This window comes from Neobacillus drentensis (assembly GCF_036965645.1).
Lineage (GTDB): Bacteria > Bacillota > Bacilli > Bacillales > Cytobacillaceae > Neobacillus > Neobacillus drentensis_D.
The window spans coordinates 2811-17406 of sequence record NZ_JBALPZ010000187.1 but is presented as its reverse complement, the minus strand read 5'-3'; the positions used below and the strand labels follow the sequence as shown (position 1 = coordinate 17406).

14 protein-coding genes are annotated in these 14596 nt (G+C 40.9%); 7 read left to right on the top strand and 7 right to left on the bottom strand.

Annotation, left to right across the window (positions count from 1 at the left end; genetic code table 11):
* Nucleotides 1–20 precede the first annotated feature (20 nt).
* Complete coding sequence (locus V7266_RS27195; RefSeq protein ID WP_335472342.1) at nt 21–1076, bottom strand: FecCD family ABC transporter permease; 1056 nt, start codon at nt 1074–1076, stop codon at nt 21–23.
* A complete protein-coding gene (locus V7266_RS27190; RefSeq protein WP_335472341.1) occupies nt 1073–2077 on the bottom strand; it encodes a FecCD family ABC transporter permease in 1005 nt (334 codons plus the stop codon). Before V7266_RS27190 ends, V7266_RS27195 begins: the two co-directional genes overlap by 4 nt.
* A gap of 169 nt (nt 2078–2246) precedes the next feature.
* On the opposite strand from V7266_RS27190, the gene V7266_RS27185 reads away from it, so the two are divergent.
* On the top strand, nt 2247–3206 hold the full coding sequence (locus V7266_RS27185) for an ABC transporter substrate-binding protein (protein WP_335472340.1): 960 nt from the start codon (nt 2247–2249) through the stop codon (nt 3204–3206).
* A 433-nt stretch (nt 3207–3639) separates the two neighbouring features.
* Here V7266_RS27185 and V7266_RS27180 read toward each other — a convergent pair whose 3' ends face one another.
* Both V7266_RS27180 and V7266_RS27175 read right to left on the bottom strand, forming a co-directional pair.
* The gene (locus V7266_RS27180; protein ID WP_335472339.1) at nt 3640–4809 is read right to left on the bottom strand and encodes an FtsW/RodA/SpoVE family cell cycle protein; all 1170 of its coding nucleotides are present in this window, start codon (nt 4807–4809) and stop codon (nt 3640–3642) included.
* Nucleotides 4810–4895: 86 nt separating this feature from the next.
* Nucleotides 4896–5666: a DUF4931 domain-containing protein gene (locus V7266_RS27175; protein ID WP_335472338.1), complete on the bottom strand. Its 771-nt coding sequence runs from the start codon at nt 5664–5666 to the stop codon at nt 4896–4898.
* 205 nt (nt 5667–5871) lie between these two features.
* On the opposite strand from V7266_RS27175, the gene V7266_RS27170 reads away from it, so the two are divergent.
* Complete coding sequence (locus V7266_RS27170) at nt 5872–6654, top strand: undecaprenyl-diphosphate phosphatase (protein ID WP_335472337.1); 783 nt, start codon at nt 5872–5874, stop codon at nt 6652–6654.
* 64 nt (nt 6655–6718) lie between these two features.
* Here V7266_RS27170 and V7266_RS27165 read toward each other — a convergent pair whose 3' ends face one another.
* Nucleotides 6719–7384 carry an FMN-dependent NADH-azoreductase gene (locus tag V7266_RS27165; protein ID WP_335472336.1) on the bottom strand — a complete coding sequence of 222 codons (666 nt, stop codon included), beginning with the start codon at nt 7382–7384 and terminating at the stop codon, nt 6719–6721.
* A 330-nt stretch (nt 7385–7714) separates the two neighbouring features.
* On the opposite strand from V7266_RS27165, the gene V7266_RS27160 reads away from it, so the two are divergent.
* The 5 genes from V7266_RS27160 to V7266_RS27140 all read left to right on the top strand — a co-directional run bounded on the left by V7266_RS27160 (nt 7715) and on the right by V7266_RS27140 (nt 11972).
* Nucleotides 7715–8653, top strand: a complete 939-nt coding sequence (locus V7266_RS27160) for a helix-turn-helix transcriptional regulator (protein WP_335472335.1) — start codon at nt 7715–7717, stop codon at nt 8651–8653.
* Complete coding sequence (locus V7266_RS27155) at nt 8650–9516, top strand: substrate-binding domain-containing protein (protein ID WP_335472334.1); 867 nt, start codon at nt 8650–8652, stop codon at nt 9514–9516. The genes V7266_RS27160 and V7266_RS27155 overlap by 4 nt, the downstream gene beginning before the upstream one ends.
* A gap of 76 nt (nt 9517–9592) precedes the next feature.
* Nucleotides 9593–10291, top strand: a complete 699-nt coding sequence (locus V7266_RS27150; protein WP_335472333.1) for an ABC transporter permease — start codon at nt 9593–9595, stop codon at nt 10289–10291.
* The gene (locus V7266_RS27145) at nt 10288–11079 is read left to right on the top strand and encodes an ABC transporter ATP-binding protein (protein ID WP_335472332.1); all 792 of its coding nucleotides are present in this window, start codon (nt 10288–10290) and stop codon (nt 11077–11079) included. Before V7266_RS27150 ends, V7266_RS27145 begins: the two co-directional genes overlap by 4 nt.
* Before the next feature lie 131 nt (nt 11080–11210).
* Entirely contained in the window at nt 11211–11972 is a 762-nt protein-coding gene (locus V7266_RS27140) for a (S)-benzoin forming benzil reductase (RefSeq protein WP_335472331.1), read from the top strand.
* A 27-nt stretch (nt 11973–11999) separates the two neighbouring features.
* Here the strand turns inward: V7266_RS27140 and V7266_RS27135 are convergent, their stop codons facing one another.
* Both V7266_RS27135 and V7266_RS27130 read right to left on the bottom strand, forming a co-directional pair.
* Complete coding sequence (locus V7266_RS27135; protein WP_335472330.1) at nt 12000–13373, bottom strand: HAMP domain-containing sensor histidine kinase; 1374 nt, start codon at nt 13371–13373, stop codon at nt 12000–12002.
* Nucleotides 13351–14061 carry a response regulator transcription factor gene (locus V7266_RS27130; protein WP_335472329.1) on the bottom strand — a complete coding sequence of 237 codons (711 nt, stop codon included), beginning with the start codon at nt 14059–14061 and terminating at the stop codon, nt 13351–13353. The genes V7266_RS27135 and V7266_RS27130 overlap by 23 nt, the downstream gene beginning before the upstream one ends.
* Nucleotides 14062–14596 lie beyond the last annotated feature (535 nt).

Below are 14596 nucleotides of genomic sequence, written 5' to 3'. Positions count from 1 at the left end.
ATTTTCGCGTAGCAGATATGTTAAACATTTCTTGTTTTAAAAAGCAGGTAAATAAAATAGGGTGCACCTATTCCCGCAGTAAATACCCCAGCAGGCACCTCTAATGGCGAAAACAACGTTCGGCCGATTAAATCAGCAATCATTACTAGCATGCCTCCCAATAAAGCAGCCGTTGGCAGTAATGCACCAAACGAGGAGCCGACTAATCTCCTGGCCATGTGGGGTGCCATTAAGCCGACAAACCCAATGCCTCCAGCAAAAGCTACCGAGCTGCCAATCAAGGCTGTACTAATCATCAATAGCAGGAACCGCTGCTTTTGGACCTTGCCGCCAAGTCCGGCAGCCACTTCATCGCCCAACTCTTGGATATTTATGATTCGTGCCGCAATAAAAGCGATAATGAGGAAAATAACAGTCCACGGGACTAAGGTGGCCACATTTTTCCAATTTGATCCATAGACGGTACCCGTAATCCAGATATTTGCTTGAGCTGCTTGATAGATGGGACCCATGATCATCATTAAGGTGGTTAAAGCCTGCATTAAGGTTGAAATCCCTATGCCAATTAACACTAATCTTATCGGTGAAACACCATTTTTCCAGGCTAAGATATAAACTAAAAAGGCAACAATCCCCGCTCCTAAAAACGCCGCTAATGGCAACCAAGCAATGCTGACGATTAAAGCATTATTTTTATCGCTAAAAACAGCTAAAAAAGCAACAACGGCAACCGCGGCACCCCCTGTTATCCCGAGGACGTCCGGCGAGGCAAGTGGGTTGCGGATCATTCCTTGTAATATACCTCCTGCTACAGCTAAAGACATTCCAACCATTAAGGCAACAATAATTCTTGGCAGGCGAAATGAGGTAATAATCAGCTTCTCCATTTCCGGACCCCCGCCAAATAATACTTTTACCACCGTTAACGGGTTAATCTTCATATCCCCAATTCCTGTACTGATCACCAACACGATAAACGTGACAAGCAGCAGGATTAGAAGTAATAAAGCTGCCTTTCGATCAATTAAAAAAGACATTTTGCCCTTGAGCGGGCGGAAATTTTTATATTTGCTCATCGGCCATTGAACCCCCTTCTCGCGATATAAATAAAGAATGGAGTTCCAATGATGGCGGTCATGACCCCGACAGGTACTTCTGATGGCATCAGGATATATCTAGCCGCTATATCGGCTGTAAGTAACAGAATGGCACCAAAGATTCCGGATAAGGGGATCACCCAGCGATGATCGATTCCGAAGATGGCCCTGGTAACATGCGGAATGACAATCCCCACAAAGCCGATTGGTCCGGCAACTGCTACGGAACCTCCTGCCAAAAGAATGACCAATCCCCCAATGGTGATTTTAACAAGTCCTGTATGCAAACCAAGCCCTTTTGCAACATCCTCCCCCATAGACAGGATATTCATTTTTCCGGCAATCAAAAAAGCCCCCGCCCAGCCAATTGTCATATATGGTAACACGGCTTCAAGTGTTTCAAGCTTTCTACCTTGAACAGATCCTGCCAGCCAAAACAGTACCTGCTCCAAGGCGGCTTCATCCATTACGAGTAATCCTTGTGTGAAGGATGAAAACATCGCTGAAATTGCTGCACCTGCAAGGGTAAGCTTCATGGGTGTAAACCCTTCTCGTCCAAAGGATCCAATCCCATAGACACTGATCGCTGCAATTGCTGCACCAAGGAAAGCTAGGCCGTTGTATGCTTGTAAATCGTTTACGGTAAATAAGCTAACGGCGGCTACCACGAAAAAGCCAGCCCCCGCATTGATTCCAAATATTCCCGGCGAGGCCAGTGGATTCTTCGTTAAGGTTTGCATGAGTGTCCCGGCAATTGCTAGGCTTGCCCCTACTGCGGCAGCTATGAATGCCCTCGGAACTCTAACGGTTTTGATAATAATATGTTCGTTCGAGCCATTGTAATTTTTAAAAGCATCGATTGCTGTCTGTACACTGGTATCTGTGTAACCATAGATTACACTTGCGCCCATTAACAGAAGCATGACAAGTGCTGCGCCTATAAATCCTGCCCATTTGAACGTAGTACTTTTTAGAAACATTGATTTGAAACCCTTTCCACCTCTTTTTCTATTAGTCTATCTGTTATTGATAATGATTGTCAATGATTTTGATAATCATTTTCAATTAGCTATTGACATGGGTGCTGCAGGCATTTTATGATGTAAATGATAATCATTATCAATTATTTTCAAGGGGGATACATACAAAATGAAAGCAATCAAAAGGATTTTCTCACTCTTCTCGATCCTAGCTATTTTCTTATTAGCTGCCTGTGGCGGTACCGAGGAGAAAACAAGTACAGAACCAAAGAAAACCGAGGAAAAAAGTTATACGGTTGAGCATGCAATGGGGTCTACAACTATTAAAGGGAACCCAAAACGTGTGGTAATTCTCACAAATGAAGGGACCGAAGCTCTTTTAGCATTAGGTGTTAAACCGGTTGGGGCCGTTCAATCGTTTACCGGAAACCCTTGGTATGAACATATTGCTGATAAAATGAAAAATGTCAAAGTGGTCGGTACGGAGAGTGAAGTAAACGTAGAAGCCATTGCTGCATTGAAGCCGGATTTGATTATTGGAAATAAAATGCGCCAAGAAAAGATTTATGAGCAGTTAAGTGCGATTGCTCCGACTGTTTTTGCTGAGACTCTTCGGGGCGACTGGAAGGAAAACTTTCAATTATATGCTAAGGCGCTGAATAAAGTAGATAAAGGTAACGAGGTTATCCAAAGCTATGATTCTCGTATTGCTGGTCTAAAGAAAAAACTTGGGGATCAATTACAGATGAAGGTCTCTATGGTTCGTTTTATGGCTGGTGAGGTCAGGATTTATCATAAGGATACTTTTTCAGGGGTTATTTTAAGTGATCTTGGTTTTGCCCGTCCAGACAGTCAGAATGTAGATGATTTTGCTGAGCGAAATGTTACGAAGGAAAGGGTTCCGGCAATGGATGGTGATATCCTCTTCTATTTCACGTATGAAACGGGTGATGGCAAAGGCTCGGAATTGGAGAAAGAGTGGATTGCTGACCCATTATTCAGGAACTTAGAGGTCGCTAAGAAGGGGGAGGTTCATAAGGTAAGTGACACGATTTGGAATACAGCCGGCGGGGTGCTAGCAGCTAACCTGATGCTGGATGATATTGAAAAGGTCTTTTTGAAAAAATAATACGGATTGGACATTGGACTGCCTTCCTGAGGATGAAGGTGGTCCTTTTTTGTGTTTTGGAAATATTTTAGCGCGGACATTGGTGGGCTGCTTCTGATAATTGGGTTGATTCCGCGGAATTGAGTGATTTTTCCGCGCTTTTTTGTGTTTTTTCCGCCAACTTCTGGATTATTTCCGCATACTTTCCTTTTTTCCCGCCGACTTCTAGATTATTTCCGCAATCCGCCCTTCGGCTTGGCTGTTTATTTGTTGATTCCGCGAACTTGGATGATAATTCCGCACTTTTTTTGTGTTTTTACCGCCAACTTCTGGATTATTTCCGCGGACTTGAGTGATAATTCCGCGCTTTTTTGCGTTTTTTCCGCGACTTCTGAATTAATCTCGCAACCCGGAATTGCAAAAAAGAAAAAAAGAGCGAACCGAGTCGCTCTTTTTATGCCGTAGTCGAAAACATATACTTTTTATAATGATATCGAATCGAAAAGATTAATCCCAGTGCCATCATGTTCCCCATCAAAGCACTTCCCCCGTAGCTGATAAACGGCAGCGGGATACCGGTAATCGGCAGAACGCCAATGGTCATGCCAATGTTTTGGAACACGTGAAATGTAATCATACTGATGACACCAACACAAATGTACGTATAAAAATTATTCTTTGTTTCCATACCAACCTTCGTAATATGGTAAATCAATAAGAAAAACAAACTGATTAAAACACTCGAACCAATAAAACCATATTCCTCACCAACGACACTAAAGATAAAGTCTGTCTGGCTTTCAGGCAAATAAACTTCCCGATTACCAAAGCCTTTACCGCCTGTTTGACCTGAGCCGATAGCAAGTAAGGATTTGGTCAGCTGATAAGCATCCGTACCCTCGTAGCTATAAGGATCGAGCCAAGAGTAAATACGGCGAAGCTGATATTCACCAACCCCAAGATACTTTTCTAAAACAGCCGGATTCCAAAGAACAAAATAAAATATCATGCCAATTAAAATAATTCCGAACGAAAAAATCGGCACTAATATTTTCCAAGAAACCCCAGAAATAAAAATCATTCCAAGTAAAATGGCCAAGAAAACTAGCGAAGTCCCCAAGTCCTGCTTAATAATCAATCCTAACGGAACCATCGTGACAATACCCATTTTAATTAAAAGCCAAAAATCTGTTTGCAGTGTTTTAACTGGATTTTTTAAATGGTGCTGATCAATGACACGTGAAAGAGCCAGGATAATAAAAATTTTAACAAACTCAGAAGGCTGAATCGAGCCAACCCCTGGAAGCACAAACCAGTTTTTGGCTCCATTAATGACCGGGGCAATACTTGCCGGTGCAACAATTAAAAAACCGAGCAAAAGTATACCAAACCCGTAGGCGTACCAAGTTAATTTTTTCAATTGATCTGAATCCAGGGTCATAACCATTGTTACAATACCGGCCCCAACAACATACCAGACGATTTGCTTGATTAAAAAGTTCTCCTTATACTGCCCGCTCGCTTGGGCACTATAAATCGCAAAACAGCTCGCTAGAAAAAGTAAGATTAATATAAAAACGAGACTGTAATCAAGTTTTGAAGTTGTATTGCTATTTGAAGTCATATTCGTTCCACCTTACAAAAAACTTGTCCATTCCTCCATTATATTTTGAAAAACAACAAATCTCAACTTATAACCGGCTGCTGGTTTTATTTACATGATGGAAAATAAATTCTTCTTACCTCTTCTGCCATCCATTCCAAATTATTTGGGACCTGAGGAATTCCGTAGCCAATATAAAGGGGAGTGGTTACAAAACGAGAAACGATTTTTGCATAAATTTTGTGATCGATATGATTAAAAAAGACATTATAGCTTGTGGCTTTAAAAGGAAAATGATTCAGGATATAGTGAACGGCCTTTTGAATATACTCCGCAAACTCTTGCCTATAACCGATATCCTCCATCTCGACATTAAACTCATAAAAGCCGACGCGTGGTTTTGTTGACAAGGTAAACCTGACACCGTTGCGCTCGGCAATGACGAGACCCTCGAACATGTCATGGGATGCCTTTTCTCGATAATCTATATCATGTAAACCGACAATTTGCATATGTGGATGCGCAATCGTCCCTCCCGACAGCGGACCATGATTTTTGAAAAAAATAACCGAGCGGTACTGGCCCGTCTCCTCCATCTCAAGCCAATGTTTAAGTCCGAACCGAATCAAGCGATGGAGATGCTCTTTTGTATAGGTTGATAGATCGCCATGGCAATCGTCTGTTTCAATTAATACGGTCTGATAGGCATTTTCTAAAACAGGATATTTATTTTTTAGAAGAATAATGGGGCCATCCACATCAATAAGGTTTGTGAGTTGGTCTCTTTCACAGAAAGGGCAGGCCTGTTCTTTGTTTCGAATATTTTCTGGCTTCTTGACACCGATAGACGTATTAAAATGAAGATGAGAATTTTCCAAAACGCGTTCTCCTCTCAGGACAGTTATATATCTATTTTATGGGAGATAACCTTTAGTTTGCACTTATTTTGATTGCAGCCAGCGATATTTCCGTTGACCTATTTACCAGATACCACCTAAAATAGAAGAGGATTTCATGAATTAGTATTTTTTTGCATATTCATAAGTGTACAGGCCTAGATTATTTTAGAATGAGAGGGAGCGTATGTTAACAAAACTGGAAGCACTAGTCCTCGGCATTATCCAAGGGTTAACCGAATTTTTACCTATCAGCAGTACTGGCCATCTTTACCTAGGAAGAAATTTATTCGGACTTCAAGAAGCGGGGCTTTTGCTCGATACCATGCTGCACGTCGGGACATTACTGGCTGTATTTGTCTTTTATAAGGACGAGTTTATCAAAATACTCAAAAAGCCGTTCAGCAAACTAACTTTTCTCTTAATTGTCGGAACCATTCCTGCTGTCGTATTTGGTCTTGCTTTTAAAGATTATATTGATGAGATTTCGAAAACAGGTGTGACGATTGGCTGGGAATTTTTAATTACGGGATTATTTCTGTGGCTTGCGGATTCAGCGAAAAATGGTTATAAGAAAATGGACGATATCAGCTATAAGGATGCCTTCATTATTGGTACTTTTCAGGCGGTTGCCATCATGCCAGCCATTTCTCGTTCAGGTATGACGATTGTTGCGGCGCTGTGGCGTAAATTAGATCGGGAAACAGCTGCTTACTTTTCTTTCCTTTTGTCAACACCAGCGATTGCCGGTGCAATTGTTTTGCAGACAAAGGATTTACTAGAAGGACAAGGTGAAGCGATTTCCCTTTCGGCCTTACTGGTTGGTATTGCTGCCTCTGCCCTTTTCGGGTATGTAGCGGTTAGATGGATGATCGGCTACTTAAAGAATCATTCCTTAAAGCCATTTGCGATTTATGTTTGGGCATTAGGCATCCTGGTCCTATTCTTTCAATTTACAGGTAGATTTTAAGAAGGCTCCGGGACGCAGGAGATGGACCATAAAAAAATGCGACTCATCAACGAGTCGCATTTTTCTATTTTATAGTAACGATTTCTCTTGCCATTTCTCTAGCTGCTTCGGCTGCCTGTTCTTTTGCTTTGGCCATAATTTCTGGAATTTGTTTTGGAAAATGATCCATTCCCTCTGCCACAATGGTCTCTAAGCTATCGAAACCAAGGAATTGGAACACCTTGCGTAAATAACGATCGCCAAATTCAAAGTCAACCATTGGTCCAGAAGAATAGATGCCGCCGCGTGTTTGAATATGAATGGCTTTTCGACCAGTTAACAGCCCCTTAGGACCTTCTGGGGTATTTGTAAAAGTTTTTTCCACAATAAATAGATTATCAATAAATTTTTTCAAAATGGATGGAGCACCGAGATTCCAAATTGGCGTAACAAATACATAATAATCAGCGGCAATAAAGCGGTCAGCAAGGTCGTGCATTTTTTCAAGTTTGGTCCGCTCTGTGTCTGATAATTGCTCTTTTGTATAGCCCATAAATGACAATTTAGCCCGTGCATATAAAAGATCCATGTCAATATCAGGAATATCCATATCATATAGGTGCCAGCGCTCGATTTCCACATCCGGCTGGGCAGCCTTAAACTCCTCTAAAAATACTTCCCCGATCTGCATCCCTTTTGATCGCTTTATATCATTTTTAGGGTTTGCTGTAATATACAAAAGTTTCGACATTTACATCCCTTCCTTTTGCCCAGAAATTTTCCTTCTAAATACAATACTACATCAAATCTTCTTGCTCACGAATGAACAAAACGTGACGTTTGTGAAGAAAATGTGAATATAAAATGCGTAAGCGCCTTGATTAGGGAAAAAAGTAGTTCATTTTTTCCTAGGCGCTGCAGCTAGACAGGTATCGATTTTTGAGGGAACACTTAGTTCCTTTCTGAACAATTCATGACAATTCTAAACAAAACCTAACGAAACTTTACATAACTTAACAAAAGTTACATCTATTATGATACTCTTTTAATAGAATAAAAACTGGAAAAAGGAGGGTGAACAATGGACGAAAGGGCCTATACTCCCGATGAGGTGGCACAAATTTTTCAAATCTCAAAGCATACGGTTTATGAGCTAATCAAAAGGGGGGATCTACAAGCCTTTAAGATAGGAAACAAAATGAGAATCGAGCATGCTGAACTTGAACGTTATAAAGAAAGCATGAAAGCACCAACAAAGAAAACTACAGATGCTCCAAGCATTAACATGATACCCTCGGCACCCATTCGTCTTTCAGGCAGCCATGATTTTCTTGTTGAGCATTTTGCTAAACAAGCTGGAAGCGCTTTAAATGTGCAAATTCAGCCTTCCTTTATCGGCAGTTTGGAAGGTTTAATGATGCTTTACCGTGGCCAATGCGATATTGCGGCAATTCATCTCTTAGATCCGGCTTCACAAGAGTATAATCTGCCTTTTATCCATCAGCTTTTTGTCTATGAAAATATTGCTGTCATGAGATTTGCGGACAGACAGCAAGGATTCATTGTCGCAAAGGGCAATCCAAAAAACATCTCTGATTTTACTGACCTCACGAGGAAAGATGTGCAGTTTGTTAACCGTCAAAAAGGGGCCGGAACAAGATTTTTGCTAGATTCCAAGCTTTCGCATCACGGAATCCATCCAAATATGATTAATGGGTACAGCAATGAAGAATGGAACCATTTATCTGCTGCTTCCTACATAAATCGAGGCATGGCTGATGTAACATTCGGCATTCAATCCGCCGCCAGCCACTTAGGTTTGGAGTTTGTGCCAGTAGCACAAGAAAAGTTTGATCTTGTTTTTCGTTTTACACCAGAAAACAAGCAGCATTTACTGGATTTAATCCATTTTTTACAGTCTGCGAGCTTCAAAGATAGCCTGACAAATTTAGAAGGTTATTCAGTTCAGGATTTAGGAAAAATTATCTATCAAACTAGTCAAACGGAGGAACTTATATGAAGAAAAATCGTTTAGTTATCGCCTTATTTGCTTTGATGCTTCTAGTTTTATCAGCTTGTGGAAACACCAATACAAAGGATACCGCTGCTAAGGAGAAAAAGACAGCTGCTAAACCGGCACCTACCGAAATGATTCTTGCCACTACAACAAGTACACAGGATAGCGGCTTATTAGATGTGATTATCCCTATGTTTGAAAAACAAAATAATGTCAAGGTAAAAGTGATTGCTGTCGGTACTGGCGAGGCATTAGCAATGGGTACTAAGGGCGAAGCAGATGCCCTGCTTGTACACGCTCCAGCTGCTGAGAAAACTGTCGTGGATGCAGGTGATGCGATTAACTATAAGCGTGTGATGTACAATGATTTTGTTTTAGTAGGACCTAAGGAAAATCCAGCTGGCGTTAGCGGTGATGATATTGTGACTGCCTTTAAAAAATTAGCCGAAACCCAAGCCACTTTCATTTCTCGTGGTGATGACTCTGGAACAAATAAAAAGGAATTAGCAATCTGGACAACTGCAAATATTAAACCTGCGGGTACTTGGTATGTTTCAACCGGACAAGGGATGGGACAAACCTTACAAGTGGCTGCAGAGAAAAAAGGATATGTCTTAACGGACCGCGCTACATGGCTTGCCCAATCCAAAAACCTTGATACTTTAAAAATTGTCGTGGAAGGCGGCAAAGATTTAATGAATATTTATCATGTTATGGAAGTAAATCCAGAAAAACATGATAAAGTGAATAGTAAAGATGCTAAAAAGTTTGTAGACTTTATGATAGATCCAAAAACACAAGATGTGATTGAGAACTTTGGTAAAAAAGAATTTGGCAGATCCTTATTCATTAAATATACCGAATAAAATAAATGCAGGGCGGTCTCTTAAATGAGTCCGCCTCTTGTTAAACTTTGAATGAAACACCTGGGGGCATGATGTTATGGACTTACTATTAGATGGACTGAAAAAAGCAATAGAGTTGATTTTTTCCGGCGATCAGGAAGTGTTTGAGATTACCGGGCTGACGCTAAAAGTCTGTCTTATTTCCATTCTAATTAGTACCATCATCGGATTGCCTCTCGGTATGCTGCTAGGATTAACTAGATTCAAAGGACGCAAAATTCTCTTAATTTTTATTAATATTGGTTTAGGGCTGCCTCCAGTTGTAGCCGGCCTTTGGATTACGATGCTCCTATGGCGTTCTGGTCCATTAGGAGATTTCGCCTTGCTCTATTCGCCGGCAGCGATTATCATGGCTCAAGTTTTAGTCAGCCTGCCCATCGTTACAAGCCTTACCTGTACTGCTTTCCAGCAAATCAGCGAAAAGATGCTGCTGCAAATTAAGGCACTTGGGGCAACAAGAATGCAAACTTTGTTCATTCTAATTAAACAATTGAAAATGGCGATATTAGCAGCCATCATGGCCGGCTTTGGCCGAGTAATTGCCGAAGTTGGTGCCGCTATGATGGTGGGCGGCAATATTCAAGGTGATACCCGCATTTTAACAACCACCATCGTTATGGAAGTGTCGAAAGGAAACTTTGACATCGCCTTAGCTCTCTCCTTTATCTTGTTGTCCGTTGCTTTATTAATCACGGCGGCCTTAACATTTTTACAGCAAAGGAAGCGAATATCTTGAAACCGTTAATCGAGCTTAAAAACATGACCTATATAGCCCATCAAAAAACGATTCTTGATATTCCTTCCTTCAAGATTTGTGAGGGTGAATTTCTCGGCATTATGGGGCCGAATGGGGCTGGAAAAAGTACATTACTTAAGCTCCTCGCGTTTTTGGAAAAACAATCGAGTGGAGAGTTTCTTTACCGGGGGCAAACTGTTTCAATTGGTAATGCTCCGCTTGAATTGCGAAGAAAGTTCTCCGTTGCTTTACAACAATCCCTTCTATTAGATGGGACAGTCTATCAAAATATTGCCATTGGTTTAACCCTAAGAAAGGTTCCCAAACCGATTATGAAAGAAAAAGTGGATCATTGGCTGGAGTTGTTTGGTATTAGTCATTTAGCTAAAAAGAATGCCCTCTATCTATCTGGTGGTGAGGCACAAAGGGTCAACCTGGCTCGTGCCATGATTGTGGAACCGGAAATTCTTTTTCTTGATGAACCATTTTCCGCACTAGACTTTCCTACGAAAATCCGTTTAATGGAAGATTTCAAGAGAATTATGGAGGACTCGCGCACAACGGCTGTGTTTGTCAGCCATGATTTGATGGAGATTCATTATCTTACCAATCGGCTTTCCATTATCGTGAATGGTCAAGTGAAGCAGACAGGTCCAACTCCTTTAGTCCTCGAACATCCTAACCCTTCTACCCAATCCTTCCTGAATGAGTGGAAAAAATTCTACCCCGCAATAACGGGCAGTAATACAAGCTCTGGCTCTACGCCTGGAAAATTGTTGGAATTTTAATGTAAAAAAATCCGCTGGCGGTTTCTTTTTGAAGCTGCTTATTTTTTATCTACTTCTAAATTTGCTTAATATTTTAGGGAGGAATAAAATAGTATATACATAATTAAACTAGCTTTCAGGGGGAGTTTTCTATGAAGTTTGCCATCATAACCGGGGCTTCGAAGGGCTTGGGAGAAAGTATTGCAAAACGCCTTTTACAGGAACAAATTACGGTCATCTCTGTATCTCGGACAGAGAATAAGCAGTTAAGTAAGCTTGCAATGGAAAAAGGAATTGACTATAAACATATATCTTGCAATCTCTCATTAGAAAAAGAAATTCAAGAGGTCTTTATGGAGGTTGCCCACTGCATTTTTGAAAAAAACCCAACTGAAATCCTTCTCTTTAATAACGCAGGTGTGATCGAACCGATTCAAAAAGTAGGAAACTTAGACCAAACTCCGATCATCCGAAATATAAAAGTAAATCTGATCGCACCCATTCTGATTACTAATTTATTTTTAAGCAATGCTCATTTAACTAACACAAAAGTAACCGTTATCAATGTCACTTCCGGAGCGGCTGTCCGTTCAATTGAAGGCTGGAGTGTTTATTGCAGTTCAAAGGCCGGGTTAAATATGTTCACCCAAACAGCCGCCATTGAACAGGCAGAATTGAAAACGGATAATACCATTATTGGCTTTAGTCCAGGCGTCATGGATACGAACATGCAAGAAACCATCCGTTCTTCCTCCAAGGATGCCTTTAATGAACTAGACAAGTTTAAGGAATATAAAGAAAAGAATTTATTATTGGAGACGGATGCTGTTGCTAGCGCCTTAGTGAATCTAGTTTTAAGAGGAAATCCTGAGAGTGGGAAGGTTTACCATATTAAAGAATTATTAAATCCATAAAAAAGGCCGTTCATTCCGGAGCGGCCTTTACTTTTCCTGCGGAAACCATAAGGTAATGCTGGTTCCTTTATTCGCCTTGCTTTTAACTTTAATTAGACCTTTATGGGCATCCATTAAGGCCTTTACAATTGAGAGGCCGATCCCTACGCCGCCTGTTTTTCTATCACGGGATTTGTCACCCCGATAGAAACGTTCAAAGATATGCGGGATATCCTCTTCCCTCATCCCAGAGCCTTCATCTTGAATCTTAAAGCCAACATAGTCTTCTTTGTCTGTTACCACCGAAATCGTGACACTTTTCCCTTCTGGCGTATATTTTAAGGCATTATTCAGGACATTGGATAAAATTTGCATGAGTCGATCTTTATCTGCCTCAAACATTTCTTCCTGGATAGGTTCTTCAATTTGCAAACCTACGCCTCTTTCTTTAAAAATAGGCAGAAATATTTCCCATAAAGCTGCTAGGACACTCCCTGCTTCTAATTCCATTTTTTCCAGTCTTATTTGCGGATTTTCTGCTGCGAGCAGTTTTTCTAATTCATTTACAAGCCTCACTAAGCGCATTAACTCTTCATGACTCACCTGTAAACGCTGCTGAGTCGGCTCCCAAATCCCATCCTGGAAGGCTTCAATTTGACTTCTTAAGGTGGCAAGAGGCGTCCGCAGCTCGTGAGCAAGATCGCCTGTAAATTGCTTCCGCAGCATTTCTTCCTTTGCTAATGACTCTGCTAAGTTATTAAAGGAGACGGCTATCTGCTTTACCTCCGTCGGAAGACCTGATAAAGGAATACGGATATCAAGATTGTGCTGCTGCAGTTCTCCTGCTGCAAACGAGAGCTTCTTTAATCCAGAAGTTAATTTCTTAGAAAATATCATACTAAAGACAATCGCTAGAATAATGGTTAAGCAAACGGCCGCTAAAATATACAATTGAATGGTTTGAATAAATGTGTATTCATCATCGATTAAGCCTTCTGGGTAAATGGCAACCAGCTTCCCAATTACAACACTGTCAACTTTTAAAGTATAGGTTTTACTGTGCCACTTTTCTCTATCTGGCTCCGGTTCCGTTAATCCAAAGCTATTTAACATACCGCGGATACTAGAGGTATCCATCTGCATCTTCCCAAACCGATCGTATAATTGAAAATATAGCTGATCCGTCATGGCGTTCTCATGCAAAAGCCCATAGACTGGATCAGTGGTAAAATGCCCATTTTTCCGATAGTCTTTTTCAATTTCGGTAATGATTCTATCAATTTTTTTATCACGGTTACGGTCTAAATAACTATTAAAACTTTCTTCAAATCCGTACTGGATAAAAAAACTGACAATTAAGATGCCAATCATGGAGATAAGGACTAGATAGAAAAGGATTTTAGACCGGAGTGTTTGCAGCATTAAGGACCCCTCCAAATTTATAGCCCATGCCAAACACAGTAACTATAAAGTCAGGCTGACGTGTATCTAACTCGATCTTTTTACGGAGGTTTTTAATATGGGTATCCACACTCCGTTCATAGCCTTCATAATAGATGCCTTCATCCTGAATTTTTTCTAGCAAATCCATTCGGCTATAAACACGACCAGGATTGACGGCCATATTGGTTAATAATTTATATTCAATCGGTGTTAAAGTGATATATTCTCCGTTTACGGTAACTTCCTTTTTGACGAGGTCAATGGCAAGCCTATTGTCATTAAATACAAGGCGTTCGACCTTATCTGCCTTTTTGACGCGTCTAAGAATGGCTTGAACACGAACGACTACTTCCCTTGGACTAAAGGGCTTGGTTAAATAGTCATCAGCCCCCATCACGATTCCGTTTATACGGTCGTCTTCCGCCGATTTAGCTGTCAGCATAAGAATGGGTACGTCTGATTCTTTTCTTACCAGACGGCAAACCTCTTCACCAGAGATATCAGGCAGCATGAGGTCAAGTATGATGAGGTCAGGTTCGACTGTTTTCGCTTTTTTCAAAGCATCTATCCCATTATCAGCGCTATGAATCTCATAGCCTTCTCTCTCTAAATAAGCTTCGAGGACTTCTACTATTCTGCGTTCATCGTCCACTAATAATATCTTCATGAATGATCACTCCCCATACCCTTACTATACCATCTGTGGTCTGTGATGTTTGTAACTTCACAAATTCACCACAACTTCTTCATAACATCTTCAATCTTTCTCGCTAAAATAATCGTGTAAAGAGAAGATGACACTTCGAACTCCCCAAAGTTTAGGTGATCGGCTCTTTATTGATTGAGTACATTGGTTTTCAGCCATCTTACTCATCCCAAAATTAACCTCTCTACTATAAAGGGTGTCCCGAACGCTAGGGGCACCCACTTTTTTTGGTTAATATTTAGCAGTTTTTCGCTTTTTGATGATTAAAGTGGTGGAGCAGACTTCTTCTGGAGAAACGGGTGAAGGAAGTCGCCAAAGAGGCTGTCCCTATGCATAGAGGAGGCTTCCTGGCGGCAACAAATGGGCTTCGAGGATTTAGGTGTCGGTGGTTATCTGTCGTAGGTTTTGTATCTTTGTGTCTTCGGGGGGTGAGACTCGCTCTTATCTGTCGTAGCTCTCCTTTCTTTGTGTCTTCGAGGGTTGAGACTCGCTTTAA

What these genes read in the sequence shown, in the direction of transcription:
- V7266_RS27180 (WP_335472339.1), bottom strand. Translation starts at nt 4,809, where the DNA reads ATGACTTCAAATAGCAATACAACTTCAAAACTTGATTACAGTCTCGTT.
- V7266_RS27135 (WP_335472330.1), bottom strand. Translation starts at nt 13,373, where the DNA reads ATGCTGCAAACACTCCGGTCTAAAATCCTTTTCTATCTAGTCCTTATC.
- V7266_RS27150 (WP_335472333.1), top strand. Translation starts at nt 9,593, where the DNA reads ATGGACTTACTATTAGATGGACTGAAAAAAGCAATAGAGTTGATTTTT.
- V7266_RS27185 (WP_335472340.1), top strand. Translation starts at nt 2,247, where the DNA reads ATGAAAGCAATCAAAAGGATTTTCTCACTCTTCTCGATCCTAGCTATT.
- V7266_RS27140 (WP_335472331.1), top strand. Translation starts at nt 11,211, where the DNA reads ATGAAGTTTGCCATCATAACCGGGGCTTCGAAGGGCTTGGGAGAAAGT.
- V7266_RS27155 (WP_335472334.1), top strand. Translation starts at nt 8,650, where the DNA reads ATGAAGAAAAATCGTTTAGTTATCGCCTTATTTGCTTTGATGCTTCTA.
- V7266_RS27160 (WP_335472335.1), top strand. Translation starts at nt 7,715, where the DNA reads ATGGACGAAAGGGCCTATACTCCCGATGAGGTGGCACAAATTTTTCAA.
- V7266_RS27195 (WP_335472342.1), bottom strand. Translation starts at nt 1,076, where the DNA reads ATGAGCAAATATAAAAATTTCCGCCCGCTCAAGGGCAAAATGTCTTTT.
- V7266_RS27165 (WP_335472336.1), bottom strand. Translation starts at nt 7,384, where the DNA reads ATGTCGAAACTTTTGTATATTACAGCAAACCCTAAAAATGATATAAAG.
- V7266_RS27170 (WP_335472337.1), top strand. Translation starts at nt 5,872, where the DNA reads ATGTTAACAAAACTGGAAGCACTAGTCCTCGGCATTATCCAAGGGTTA.
- V7266_RS27190 (WP_335472341.1), bottom strand. Translation starts at nt 2,077, where the DNA reads ATGTTTCTAAAAAGTACTACGTTCAAATGGGCAGGATTTATAGGCGCA.
- V7266_RS27130 (WP_335472329.1), bottom strand. Translation starts at nt 14,061, where the DNA reads ATGAAGATATTATTAGTGGACGATGAACGCAGAATAGTAGAAGTCCTC.